This is a genomic window from Pseudoalteromonas sp. SMS1 (genome assembly GCF_021530565.1).
Lineage (GTDB): Bacteria > Pseudomonadota > Gammaproteobacteria > Enterobacterales > Alteromonadaceae > Pseudoalteromonas.
In genome coordinates this window covers 30,628-43,545 of the sequence record NZ_JAKGBI010000001.1, presented here as the reverse complement: position 1 = coordinate 43,545, position 12,918 = coordinate 30,628, and the positions used below count along the sequence as shown (strand labels likewise).

The 12,918-nt window shown below is 40.7% G+C and carries 10 protein-coding genes; 5 read left to right on the top strand and 5 right to left on the bottom strand.

Annotated elements, in window-relative coordinates; translation table 11 throughout:
- The first annotated feature begins 530 nt into the window (after positions 1-530).
- Both L1286_RS00170 and L1286_RS00165 read left to right on the top strand, forming a co-directional pair.
- Positions 531-2,519, top strand: a complete 1,989-nt coding sequence (locus L1286_RS00170) for a methyl-accepting chemotaxis protein (RefSeq protein WP_235404868.1) — start codon at positions 531-533, stop codon at positions 2,517-2,519.
- A gap of 163 nt (positions 2,520-2,682) precedes the next feature.
- Entirely contained in the window at positions 2,683-3,339 is a 657-nt protein-coding gene (locus tag L1286_RS00165; RefSeq protein WP_235404867.1) for a DUF1826 domain-containing protein, read from the top strand.
- Positions 3,340-3,382: 43 nt separating this feature from the next.
- On the opposite strand, the gene L1286_RS00160 is transcribed toward L1286_RS00165, so the two are convergent.
- Positions 3,383-4,378 carry a hypothetical protein gene (locus tag L1286_RS00160; RefSeq protein WP_235404866.1) on the bottom strand — a complete coding sequence of 332 codons (996 nt, stop codon included), beginning with the start codon at positions 4,376-4,378 and terminating at the stop codon, positions 3,383-3,385.
- Between the two features lie 495 nt (positions 4,379-4,873).
- On the opposite strand from L1286_RS00160, the gene L1286_RS00155 reads away from it, so the two are divergent.
- A complete protein-coding gene (locus L1286_RS00155) occupies positions 4,874-7,471 on the top strand; it encodes an ExeM/NucH family extracellular endonuclease (RefSeq protein ID WP_235404865.1) in 2,598 nt (865 codons plus the stop codon).
- Positions 7,472-7,504: 33 nt separating this feature from the next.
- Here L1286_RS00155 and L1286_RS00150 read toward each other — a convergent pair whose 3' ends face one another.
- Together L1286_RS00150 and L1286_RS00145 are read right to left on the bottom strand one after the other, a co-directional pair.
- Positions 7,505-9,043, bottom strand: coding sequence for a cytochrome-c peroxidase (locus tag L1286_RS00150; protein ID WP_235404864.1), 1,539 nt, complete (start codon positions 9,041-9,043; stop codon positions 7,505-7,507).
- 91 nt (positions 9,044-9,134) lie between these two features.
- Positions 9,135-9,731 carry a MarR family winged helix-turn-helix transcriptional regulator gene (locus L1286_RS00145; RefSeq protein ID WP_235404863.1) on the bottom strand — a complete coding sequence of 199 codons (597 nt, stop codon included), beginning with the start codon at positions 9,729-9,731 and terminating at the stop codon, positions 9,135-9,137.
- Positions 9,732-9,798: 67 nt separating this feature from the next.
- Between L1286_RS00145 and L1286_RS00140 the strand changes: the two genes are divergently transcribed.
- Positions 9,799-10,389 (top strand): carboxymuconolactone decarboxylase family protein, encoded by a 591-nt coding sequence (locus L1286_RS00140; protein ID WP_235404862.1) that lies wholly within the window; start codon positions 9,799-9,801, stop codon positions 10,387-10,389.
- Between the two features lie 136 nt (positions 10,390-10,525).
- On the opposite strand, the gene L1286_RS00135 is transcribed toward L1286_RS00140, so the two are convergent.
- Together L1286_RS00135 and def are read right to left on the bottom strand one after the other, a co-directional pair.
- The gene (locus L1286_RS00135) at positions 10,526-11,014 is read right to left on the bottom strand and encodes a hypothetical protein (RefSeq protein WP_235404861.1); all 489 of its coding nucleotides are present in this window, start codon (positions 11,012-11,014) and stop codon (positions 10,526-10,528) included.
- 202 nt (positions 11,015-11,216) lie between these two features.
- Positions 11,217-11,765, bottom strand: a complete 549-nt coding sequence (gene def, locus L1286_RS00130) for a peptide deformylase (RefSeq protein WP_235404860.1) — start codon at positions 11,763-11,765, stop codon at positions 11,217-11,219.
- A 600-nt stretch (positions 11,766-12,365) separates the two neighbouring features.
- On the opposite strand from def, the gene L1286_RS00125 reads away from it, so the two are divergent.
- Entirely contained in the window at positions 12,366-12,911 is a 546-nt protein-coding gene (locus L1286_RS00125; protein ID WP_235404859.1) for a GbsR/MarR family transcriptional regulator, read from the top strand.
- Positions 12,912-12,918: the final 7 nt, after the last annotated feature.

Sequence of the window (12,918 nt, the reverse complement as noted above, 5' to 3'; positions counted from 1 at the left end):
GTTCAGACAATATCCCTTGTGCCTTGTGATTGTAATCAAGACTAGTACGTCATCTGACGTAGCTGAAAAATGGTGTAAAAAGTCACTGTCGACAATATAAAGAATAAATTCTGGTGTTGCGTACAATGCAAGTGACACTGATATACGCGCTGAGTTAAAACGCTCAATAATCTAATTTCGCAACGCCATGATCACGTATTTCAGCGTGGCCAGTTGGTAATTTACCATTTCATCGCGATAAGAAAAATGCCATGACGATATCTTGCTGAACTTCTTGTATGCAATTTGTAGTATTAAATCGCATTGTATCTTTTATACAACAAAGTTTGGTGCGCGATCTTACAAACTTGTGCTCATGGGCTAAACACCTGAGAATTATACTCATTGACTACTCTTTATTTAGAATAATGAATAAGAATTTCTACAGAAATGAAAAAGTAATGAAAATTTTGACTATCTTTTAATGAAGGAAAAATTATCAGCACATCGCTGTATTCATGTGCATTATGGTTAACGCCCAGGAGAAATAAATGCACCTTCTTAAGCGCTTATCAATTTTGCAGCTTACCATTATTAGCTCTCTCGCTCTGATTATTTTCATTTTTATTTTGCTTGCCAAGGTAGCAACACAATACTGGACTGACTTCAATTCTACGAATCAGGATATAGAGTACATCAAACTGTTGGATGCGATAGAAAAAGTAGCCCATCATCACGCAATAGAGCGTGGCTTAACGGCTGGTTATCTAGGCAGCCCAACAACTCAAAAGAAGCAGCTTGTAGATGCGCAGCGTATTAAGGCAGATCGATCCGAAAGGAACGTTAGGGATATGGTAAATAGTCAGTTTGCTGATGACGAAAAGGTCAAAAAATGGCTACCTTTTTTATTTAACGAACTGCAAGGGAAAGCGGCATTGCGGCGCGAGGTAGACCAACAAAATGGTCAACACGCCTTTAAATACTACAGTCACTTAAATCAGGTGGCCATTGACACAGCAACGAGAATGCAAGCTTACATCAGCAATCGAGATCTGGCGTCTAAATTATCACTCGCGTTCCTTTTGGCAAAGAGTAAAGAGCGTAAAGGTCAGCTACGAGGTAAAGTCAATGGCGTACTGGCCAAGAAGAAGCTTACTCCTAAAGTGCGGGGAGAATTGACGTATTTTCAAACTCAACTTGGTGTTTTAAAAGAACAGCTAGAAGCTGCGCTTGAGGGGGACCAGTTGAGGTTATACAAAGAGGCCATGTCTGACAGTCGTGCCAAAGCGTTAGATAGCACTATCAACTATCTCATAAACGAAGACAACCCAAATTTCGAATCGCTAATTAACAGTGACCAATGGTTCCCTAAGGCGACACAACAGATTGTAGCGGTAAAAAAAGTACTTGATAACCAATGGGATTTAACCGTTAAGCACAGCACAGCAGTGAAACAAGACTTAACAAATCAAAGTGTGTTTATAACGGTTACGTTTTTTGTAGCAATGACTATTATCGTCTTGATTAATATGCATTTGGTTACATCGCTCAAACACGAGTTGAATCACTTAACAGGCATACTAGAAAAAGTGGCCAGTGAAGGCGACTTAACGCTAGATGTTCGGCTCAAAACCAGTGACGAACTTGGGCAGATCTCGGAGTCAATTCATAATACCGTATATGCCTTTAAAGATTTACTGTTGGGCTTGTCCAAATCCATCAATGTAGGCACGCATTTAGGTGAACAAATGGATAAAGCAGCAAGTCATGTTAATGAGGATGCTCAGCGAACTCAAAGTATGGCATCTAGTATCGCGACTGCCATAGAGGAAATGGCTGCAACCAGTGAAGAAATTGCTCGGTCAGCGTCAGATACTCTTAATGCGAGTGACCAATTAAATCACGAGTCCAAAAAGTTACTTGAGGATAACCAAAGAAATTTGGATGCAATGAATACGCTTTCAGGCAGTATGGCCGATGTAAACCAGTTGGCGGCCAACATGGAAAAACAGGTCAGTGAAATTAACACCATACTAGATTCGATTCGCAGTGTGGCTGATCAAACTAATTTATTAGCGTTAAACGCAGCTATTGAGGCAGCAAGAGCTGGCGAACATGGTCGAGGCTTTGCGGTCGTAGCCGATGAGGTACGCGGGCTTGCCAACAACAGTAAAGATTCATCGGAACAAATTTCCTCGTTACTGAGTGATCTTAATGACATTAGCCAAAGTGTCGTCAATGCAATAAAAACGAATACTGAATTGGCTGATGAAATTATGAAAGAAGTGGAAGAAACACGCGGGGTTTCAATGCAAGTCAGTGAGCACAGCAATAATGTCGAACAGCTGACGACGTCTGTTGCAACCGCGGCACAGCAACAGTCGACAGTTGCTCAGGATATTTCGAACAGCACAACTTCAGTGTTAGAAGCCGCAAATGATGAGCTAGAAACATCCATTGCACTGAAAAAGCTTTTTGAAGATATGAAGTTGAATAGTGATACCTTACAAAGAACGATGGATAACTTTAAAATAGATTAACTGCGTTAATGCCCACACTAAATGGTGTGGGCGTTAATATTGCGCAAACTACGCCTCTATAAATACAATTAATTCTTATTCGTAATAAATTTGCGCTGCAACCTTCCGTAAAGAGCAATTAAATGATACTGTTGCAACATTATCACATAACAGTATACTTATTATGTTTGACACTTCTCAGACCATTGAGTCGTTACATGGTCCTAAATATCTCATTGATGACGTCGCAGGTGTTTTTTCAAATATTTATGATCCATATACGGCTTTAACTTGTTATTGCGCTCCCTCTAGTTGGGCAACAACGCAAGCCGCGCAAAGTTATGTTAAAAAAGCGAATGAAGCTGGATTTCAATATCAAGGTCCAATTAACGAGGCGTTATTAGAAGAGGTTGAACGCTTGTTCAAAAGTACGTCTCATGGTGATCTGTTATATCAACATGTTGCGTTAATGCTAGATATGTTCCAGGCACTGGTTGAACCAAATGAAATTGGCCTGAGGGTACTACCATGCTTTTACTCTTTGAGCCCAGCCTTTCACGAGCAAAAAGGGATTCTCAAAATGGTATCGACATTGGGTGGCAGTGGTGAGCGTTGGGTGGAAAAGCAGTTTATTAAATATGCGCCGTTAGAAAAAAATCAAATATCACCGACCATTTTGCAGCCCAATGAACAAGACGTAAATACATTGTGCGATGGCGATATTGCTCTATTTAAAGGTAAAGATTGGCTTGAACAAGAACACAACGCAGTCATAACAGCGTCACCAATTTTTAGCGAACACTGTACAAAAATCTGTATTTACATTGATTACCTTGGTTAGTCATACAACATAAAAGAGCCTTTAGGCTCTTTTATTCACTCTTTTAGGGCTGCTTTTTCGCCTGACCCACCCAACTCCAATCAGGATACAATTCACCATTCACCGTGGCATTATGACCTTGAATGATCGAATTCGGCTTAGTCACTGCTACCCAGTTGTATGCACTGGAGTGTTCAAGTTCAAATACCACATTGCCCCATAAATAGTATGGACCTGATATTACGGACTGTTTGTATGCTGCAAAGAGGCTTTGGCCACCCATTTGCAACTCACCCACCCTACTTTCATCATTAATCTCAGCTGCTCCTTTACTCCAAATTTTTAATGTATTGATACGGCTTTCATCATCTCCCAAAAAATATCCGTTTCCTGAAACTTGCACGGATTTAAAGTGGTTTTCACTTTTAGAGTAGCCCGAAGAGGTGTCGTATACTTCCAACGTTATTTGATCACAGTCTTCAACAAAACTCGTGTATGAGCTGTTATATACGCCTACTGAGCTTCCCGATTGTTGTGATAAGTATGCTGTACTGTTGTCTGTTATGACAAATTGGTAAAAAGGGGTCTCGTCGAGTGCTTTTGCGTTGGTCGTTATATGTTTAAGTTCGACGGTCGCATTTGCTTGTGCTGTCACAGCGACAACGCCGGCTGGTACATCAATATTAAAATTCTCTAGTGTCGCTGAGCTAGTCTTAACCAAAATAGCACTGGTTACATCGTCACTATCTGGCAAGATGCGTAATGAACCTGACCTACCCCTGTCGTTGACGATTGATATACCGTCTCGAGTTATTTCGAGCGGGCCTTGGCACTCCCCAGAAATTACCAATTTAACATTCTCTGCAGCATATCTTCTGTTTAAAGCGTGTCTTAATGCGTTTGGGTTATCTGTACAGTACACTGCCATTTTTATGGTTTTATTGAGATCTTGGTGAGTAGTGTGAATGTCAGTTTGGACTTGAGGTATGTGGGCAGTAACCCCGCTACAATACAGACAGGTGGCAACCACACCTAACTTCAACGTTTTTGGTGTTTTCATTAAATATTCCTTTTAATGTGTAGATTTTACATGTTGTTAAGCTGGCAAGTGGCGCCAGCATTACTTAGGCGTTACTTCATTCTCTACAGGCATAACGCCTAAACAAAATACAGACAGCTGCCTGAGTTCAGTCTGTATATCAATTAGTCAAATTAATTGACATATAAACATTAACTTAGATGGTATAGCTGGTCAAAATATAAACGCAATGTGGGTGTGCAAAGTTGTTATAATATATTTCAAAAAATTTACATTACCCTCTTTTTTCAACGCGAGAGTCTTAATTTAAGGCGATTTCTTTAGTTTTATTGACCATATCATGTAGGTAAAATCACATAAAAGTCTAGAAAAACACTCAAGTTAAAACAAATCTTCCATTAGAATTTATTGCCAAAAATTGTACATAAATATTACAAATGAAATATTTTTCATATAGAGTGTCTGGTTTGGGAAATTAATTTATTTATGCCTAATTTGAGCAAATGGAAAATAACTATGTTAAAAAAAACACTATTGGCTACGGCCATTGCGAGTATGATGGCACCAGTACATGCCTCACTGATTGTATCTGAATATGTCGAAGGAAGTAGTTACAACAAAGCAATTGAGCTCTTTAACACGTCTGAATCAGCGCTTGATTTAAGTGAGTATACTTTGAAGTTTTACTTCAATGGCAAAACCACATCCGGTATGACAATCGCGCTTGAAGGTAGCCTGGCCCCTGACTCAACACACGTTGTAGTACATGCAAGAGCGAGTGAAGCATTGCGACTGAAGGCACAGCAACAAAAGGATGGTAGTTGGTTTAACGGTGATGATGCTGTCACGTTAGAGCATAATGGCGTTGTTATCGACAGTTTGGGCCAAGTCGGTTATGACCCAGGTTCGGCATGGAGCGATCAGGGGGTGTCGACAAAAGACAAAAGTTTACTGAGGGCGAGCACAATAATTGAAGGTGATACAATTATAAATGATGAGTTTATTCCTTCGGTGCAATGGACTGCTTTGGACAAAGATGATTTTTCAGATATTGGAAAACACAGTTCGGGCGGACCTGTTGAGCCTCCATCGCTTGTCTGTGATGAGTCGAATGTATTTATTCATCAAATTCAAGGTGAATCAGCTTCAAGTCCAATGGTCGATGAGCAAGTTCAAATTCAAGGTGTTGTAACTGCTTCATTACAACAAGATGGTCAATTAAAAGGATTCTTTGTTCAAGAAGAAGCTGCAGAACAAGATGATAATAACCTCACATCAGAAGGGATTTTCGTAAATTATGCTGCAACGCCGGTCAGTGTAGGTGAGATCATTAAAGTCAGCGGAACTGTCAAAGAAGTGTATGGTCAAACCCAACTAAACAATGTCAGCGGAATAGCGCGTTGTGGAAATGGTGCGGTTGTTAGTTTAGACGTTACACTGCCTGCGCCAAATGGACTTGAGCCATTCGAAGGCATGTTAGTTAGCATCACTAATGAAATGGTAGTGAATGACACGTATGGTTTAAAGCGATATGGTGAAATCAAACTTGGTACAGAGCGCCTTTACCAGGGGACTCAAATTGCGAACCCAGGCGCAGAAGCAAACGCTGTAGAGGCAAATAATCAGCTTAAAGAACTCACATTGGATGATGGTTCTACGTTACAAAACCCTGAAATTATCCCGTACCCTACCCCAGAACTAGATGCATACAATACTATCAGGCTTGGCGATAAGGTTAGCGCGATTGAGGGCCCAATAGGATATGCTTATAGTCAATATCGTATTCATCCCGTTAACACCCCACAGTTCACACAGACCAACCCCAGAAATGAAAAGCCAATAGTCGCTATTGAAGGCAACCTACGTATTGCTAGTACAAATGTGTTAAATTTCTTTAACGGTGATGGCGCTGGCGCGGGTTTTCCAACGTCACGCGGTGCAGACTCTGCTGAAGAATATCAACGTCAAAAAGCGAAATTAGTCAGCGCCATGATCGATATGGATGCAGATGTAATTGGCCTACTTGAAATGGAAAATGATGGGTTTTCCCAGTTGAGTGCACTGGCGCAATTGACCGATGCTTTAAATGACAATGACCCAGAAAATAATTACGCGTATGTAGATTTTCAGGTTGATCAAATTGGTACAGACGCAATTATGTCTGCGATTGTTTATAGATCGAATAAAGTAAAAGAGGTTGGCGTACCCGCATTTACTGATGCTGTTCCATTTGATTATGGTAACCGTCCACCTGTGATGCAAAGTTTTGAAGACGTTACAACGGGTGATGTATTTAATGTTGTTATCAATCACCTTCGTTCTAAAGGCAGTTGTAGCAGTGCCGAGGGGCTAGATCAAGACCAAAACGATGGACAGGGTTGCTGGAACCAGACGCGTATCAATGCGGTGAATGTACTTAATAGCTGGTTAGAAACGTCACCAACTACGGTGGAAGATGAGGACACTATTATCTTAGGTGACTTTAATGCTTATGCGTTGGAAGATCCGATCAAAACGGTTGAGGGTTTAGGCTATAGGAACCTAGCAGAATTCTTAACGACAAAAAATAATGGCTATTCGTATGTATTCAAGGGACGTTTAGGGAGCTTGGATCATGCATTCGCAAGTGAAGCAATGGCGAATAAAGTGGTTGCTGTATCAAATTGGCACATCAATGCAGACGAACCCGTTGCCCTAGATTATAACGTTGAGTATAAATCAGAAAAACATCAACAGTCATTGTATGCAGGGCATAGTTATCGCTCATCAGATCATGACCCAATCATCATTGAGCTACAAACAGAAGACACTTTACCGGTTATTGAGGGTAAAATTGAAGGCTTATTCGGTTGGTTCTGGTGGCAGCGTTTTTCGCTTGAAGTACCCGAGGGCTATTCTAATCTTGAAGTGTCAATTGATGGACTTGGCGAGGCTGATTTATATTTACGAAATAATAAAAAGCCGCGCTTCTTTAGATATGATTGTCGCCCTTACAAATGGGGAAGTCAAGAATCCTGTTCTATTCAAAATGCTAAGCCAGGAACATGGCATATTGGTATTCGCGGATTTTTACCTTACCACAACGTGACAATGACTTATCGAATTTCAAAATAGTCGCAGTAAAAAGGTGGCTCTGCCACCTTTTTTCTAACTATTTCCTAAAATGGCGTCTTTCACTTTGAGCCTCAAATTATCAGGGTCAAATGTATGCGGACCCGGTTCAAACCTGCGAATACACCTTGCAGATTTCGCACAGTTGTCCGTCAGGGACTTTAAAAACGCAACCAAATCATTTTGCTGCTGTTCGTCCAATTGAGGCGCGACAAATGGTGAAAGTTGTAAAAGGGCTAATGCGGCTTGACTGTTTTCGAATGCATTCTTGTTTAGTAATTCGCAATTATCGTCATTACGAAACTGAGCTAAGCCACATGCCCCACCTTGAGAGAAAAACTGCTCGATTGCATTGCTGGGATCCACATAATGCGCAACCACTTGTTCAAGAGATTCATATGCACCAGAATGTCCGTAAGGTGCTGTCAATTCGATATTTAACAGACTCGGTACTTTAAATGCGAACATATGTTGTTGTAACGAATCAATGGCAAATCTACCGGTGTCAGTGTTTTGGTCATCTAGACCAATTCCATACTGTGGGAACGCAAGATTGAAAAACCTGTCATTAGTAAAGCGGGTACCGCCATGACAGTTTACGCACCCTGCACCACCTTGCGAAATTTGCGTGAAAAACAGCTGGGCGCCTCGTTTTTGAGGTTCATTTAACGCATTGAGGTCACCTTTCAGATATTGATGCCAAGGCGTGTTCACCAGCTTTGTGGCTGCTTGATATTGACCGAGTGCAAGTGCAATACTGTCGAACGTTATCAGTGAATCCGCAGGTTGTTTGCTGTTAAACGCTTTTCTAAATTCATGTAACCATGTGTTTTTTTCTAAGTCATTGATGCCTGAGCCATAATTTCCCAATCGTTCTGCCAAATGTTGGCGCACCGACTCGTTGTCTACTGCGTTTTCAAAGGCTTCACCGCGCATTTCTTCTACCGAGGTCACTGGAAATCTAGACAGGGTCGAAACAAGGTCGGGCCCAGCGAGTTCATCAGGTTGCCCAAAACCCGAGTCAGGTGTGCTAATAAACGTTATCTCATTTCCGACGCTATCTGTGGTTGTTATTTGCTCAACGCGGCCGTCCCAAAACAGGCTTGAACGCGCCAAGCCAGAATTAAAAATGGTGGGCGAGTTGCGAGGAATATTAATATCACCGTTCACGCGTCTAAGTGGGCCTACAATATCTGGAGCAAGTGCATTGGTGCCGATTGGCAGTGAAAGCCCATCACCGCCCCCGAGCCTTGGGTGATGGCAGCTTGCGCAAGCGACCGTTTTTTCGCCACCGAGAGATTTAGTAAAGAACAGTTTCATGCCAAGTTGAGCAAGGGGCTGGCTAATGTGTGGTAACTCAGACACATCAGGCACTGTGCTCATAAGATTCTGGTCAGTGATTATTTGTTGAAGTTTCAGATCCTCTTCGCTGAACTGCGGCCCGACAACCTCTACATGTCGGTTTCGCTTTTTACCGTTGTGGTCAACGTGATGTGTTGGTTTCGCCGCTAAACATGTACTTAATACACCTGCGTATAGCAATACGCCATATATGCTTCTTTTGGTCGTATTCATTGATTGCCCCTCTTTCAGTGATTGTTTCAAGAGTGGCAATGAAAAGTGCAAAAAGTATGTAAGTGTTAATTTTATGTCAAAATGGGCCCGTTTATTTATTCGTTCTTTTGTGCCACCTTTCTAATTCCTTATGGTCGCGTGTCACATTAAGACCTTGTTTATGACAGTCTGCGACTTCCATCGCTAGCACCGTTTCAGCATTGAGTTCTAATTTTTGAAGTAGTACGCTTAAGGTGTTTTTTTCGCTATCGCTCAATGTTTCTAAAAGCTTTTCCTCCCGCATTTTTAGATGTGCAACCACTTTACTGTAGATAGATTTTCCTTGGTCCGTGAGCAGCACGGGTTTACTTCTTGCGTTACCTTCTTGGTATTCAATGAGCGCTTTTTTGGCCAAAGCCGCAATTGCGCGATTTATAGAATATGGGTCAAGTCGAGACTGATAAGCAATGTCTGCCGCGGCGATAGGACCATAAGAGCCGATGTTGACAAGTATACGTAATTCTCTGGTATCTAAGTCAGTTAACGTACGGATGATAGGGTCTCGAGAGATCGACAGTAGGTTGCTAACTACCGCAACTTGGAAAGGAATATGTTTATCCAAAGCAAGTTGGCTTTGCTCTGATCCAGATAACTCAAAAGCCTTTAACCGGTTATTTAATGATTTTTTATACAGATTATCGCTGGACAATTTACTTCTCCAAGGTTATGTTGTGTTGCATATGCAACATAAAATACAAACTCAACAGGAGCTGATTATGCCTCTAGTGACACCCCTTTCACAAGATCACGACCAAGAAGTGACAGAACTTGCTAAATTTTTTAACGAAACATTGGGGTTCTGTCCTAACAGCGTGCTGACAATGCAGATTCGCCCAGCAATTGCGCGAGCGTTTATCAATTTAAATAAAGCGGTTATGGAAAACCATGGTCGAGTTACTTCTGAACTAAAACGCTTTATTGGTTATATTACTAGTGCAAACACTGGCTGTCGGTACTGTGAAGCACATACCATTTTAGCCGCTCAGCGTTATGGTGGGACAGATGAAAGGCTCGCGCAAATATGGCAATTCAGAGAAAATAATGTGTTTACCGATGCGGAAAAAGCGGCATTTGAATTTGCTTTAGCAGCGTCTAGCGTACCAAATGCTGTTGATAATGAGATACAAGCTGAATTAAAAAAACACTGGGATGACGGCGAAATTGTTGAAATTTTGGGGGTCATTTCTTTATTTGGCTATCTCAATCGTTGGAATGACTCTATGGGGACGACCCTTGAGTCAGGTGCGATCGATGCGGGTGAGACCTTATTACAAAATAACAACTGGGAAGTTGGAAAACATCAATAATTTACCTTTACATCTCAACAACAAAAGGCTTACTCGCCCGGGTTAGCCTTTTTATATTTTGGTGAAGACATCTGTCTGTTATGCAAAATGAATCCCCATACTTTGATAAAACTTGTTAGTAGCGTTGTTTTTACGGTTACTTAATCCGAGTACAGGGAATATCTGTGCCATCGTAGGGTACCGCGTTTGCTATAAAGTTATTGTTATCAATCTTCGTTACTTTCGATACAAACGTTTCGCCACCACGGTCATTAGCGAACCACTCTACAATTTCAGGTGTGAACTTATTCAAGTCATCTTTAATTAATTTTGAATTGTGTTTTTTATAGTTATAACTTTTAACCAACCCCGCATCGATGACAAAATTGTCTGAAGTTTCAATATAAAGCACAGACGTTTTGTCGGGGGTTGTGTTTTCATACATTGTGTATGTGACTTGAGATGAAGACACTGATGATTCAAGTGAAGTTGTTACAATGGATACGACTTTTAACGTTGTTTCCTGCCCAATGTCAGCTTCTGCTTCGCAGCGCCATTTTCCTTCTATGAAGCTTAAATCTTGTGACATAGTAGAAAATGAAAAAGCAGACATAATTAACGCGACAACGTAACGTTTTTTGCTCATATGAACCAACGATGTTTTGTGTACCTATTATAGAATTTACATTCTAGAATGTTTATTGGAACCACGCAACGCAATTGGCTGTATGCGATCAAGCCTAATAGGTCAACTCTGCAAGTTCATCTTTGTGTTATAAGATGCGATAAAAAGAATACATTATGTTTGGTTTATGAGAAAGTCTGAGGTTTTTCTGCTGCGCGCGTCCTCAGGCGTGTTGCGCAATATGCTCATACCAATAACTTTCGCTGACTAAGTCATTCATAGACTCTAACCTATCTACAAAAGTTAGACCGTTTAAGTGGTCCATTTCATGCTGAAAAACCCGTGCTATAAAATTGGTGAATACCGCATGTTGCTGTTGGCCCTGATAATCATAATACTTGACTTCGATTTCTGTATGCCTCGGCACAAACCCACGCATGCTTGGAACACTTAAACACCCTTCCCATCCTTTTTCTACTTGTGTACTGGTTGCGATGATATCTGGGTTAATAATTGCTGTTGGTTTCATCAATGGTGCGTTTGGATAACGTGCATTTGGTTTTGAACACATAATAAAGATTCGTACACTTTTATAAATTTGTGGTGCAGCAATACCTACCCCACCAGCTTTTTCTACCGTACTCATCATGTCCGAGATGAGATCTTTACATGCTTCAGACTGAATATCGGTAACGGCCTGAGCGTGTTCTTTTAATATTGGGTGTCCGAGCTGCGCTATACTGAACGTATCTTTGTTATTTAAAGTACTCATTGACCTTCTTTTAGTTATATCATGGGCATCTAGATTATAAGTGACGTAAAATCAGAAAGGTAATTTAAATTCATATGATCTTTACCTCAACCCAGAGTTAAGTTCATGCATAAAGCGCTAATTCGAAAGCAAAGCGTACGTTTTGTAACTCAGTCCATTTTCTGTCACGTTTTGACCTATAGCTTAAAACGCAACTTTATGTTGATGGATTGGCATTCAACGCTTGATGTATATATTGTAACATTGTGATTGGCTTCTCAACTTCATAAACAACTTGAAATTAACGCTTCAATTTTCGCGCTCAAAAACTTTACCTAAAGCGTGTCTAGCGCCAGCCTCAAGTTTAAGTCTCCTCTCAATTGATTATTTATCGGTCATTATTTTCAATATTTACCAAAAGATGTAAAAGTTGTGTGATTCGCAATATACAAATAATGTAAAAGCGACTAGATTACACATTGGGTTTAGGTACTAACTCAATTGTGTAAGTTCATTACACAATAGATTTGTTGAACTTTCAAAAAAAACTGAAAATTCAGTTGATCTGAGTCAATTACCTCTATATATTTAACTTTCAATAATTACTGAACGTTTAGAATTATGACTTTATCACCAAAGATCGAAAACTTCGTGCTCCATTGCGGTGAAATGGGCAGTCGTTGGGGATTTAATAGAACGATTGGGCAGATGGTTGGGCTGCTTGTGATTAACGAGCATCCACTTACTGCTAATCAAATTGCCGAAGCCTTAAAAATTTCTCGAGGCAACGTAAGTATGGGCATTAAAGAGTTGCAATCATGGCAACTTGTTAAGGTGCATCATATTCCCGGCGACAGAAAAGAATACTATGCTCCGAACGGTACTATATGGGACCTTGCTAACAAAGTCTTTGAAGAGCGGCGTAAGCGAGAAATTGACCCTACGCTGACTTTGCTTAGAGATCAAATTTTAGACTCGGCAAATACACCAGAAGAAAAGTACGCTCAGGAGCAGATGCAATCCATTCATGACCTGTTAGAAACTGTGACTAAATGGTCAGCTGAATTGCAAAGGTTGACACCTGAACAATTGCAATCATTGATGAAGCTTGGCTCATCAGTTAGTAAGGTTATCGACCTCAAGGACAAGTTATTGAAAAAGTCGTAAATAACAG

Excerpts from the sequence above, each read along its gene's own strand:
- def (WP_235404860.1), bottom strand. The coding sequence starts at position 11,765 with ATGAGTACTTTAAATAACAAAGATACGTTCAGTATAGCGCAGCTCGGA.
- L1286_RS00165 (WP_235404867.1), top strand. The coding sequence starts at position 2,683 with ATGTTTGACACTTCTCAGACCATTGAGTCGTTACATGGTCCTAAATAT.
- L1286_RS00170 (WP_235404868.1), top strand. The coding sequence starts at position 531 with ATGCACCTTCTTAAGCGCTTATCAATTTTGCAGCTTACCATTATTAGC.
- L1286_RS00135 (WP_235404861.1), bottom strand. The coding sequence starts at position 11,014 with ATGAGCAAAAAACGTTACGTTGTCGCGTTAATTATGTCTGCTTTTTCA.
- L1286_RS00125 (WP_235404859.1), top strand. The coding sequence starts at position 12,366 with ATGACTTTATCACCAAAGATCGAAAACTTCGTGCTCCATTGCGGTGAA.
- L1286_RS00155 (WP_235404865.1), top strand. The coding sequence starts at position 4,874 with ATGTTAAAAAAAACACTATTGGCTACGGCCATTGCGAGTATGATGGCA.
- L1286_RS00140 (WP_235404862.1), top strand. The coding sequence starts at position 9,799 with ATGCCTCTAGTGACACCCCTTTCACAAGATCACGACCAAGAAGTGACA.
- L1286_RS00160 (WP_235404866.1), bottom strand. The coding sequence starts at position 4,378 with ATGAAAACACCAAAAACGTTGAAGTTAGGTGTGGTTGCCACCTGTCTG.
- L1286_RS00150 (WP_235404864.1), bottom strand. The coding sequence starts at position 9,043 with ATGAATACGACCAAAAGAAGCATATATGGCGTATTGCTATACGCAGGT.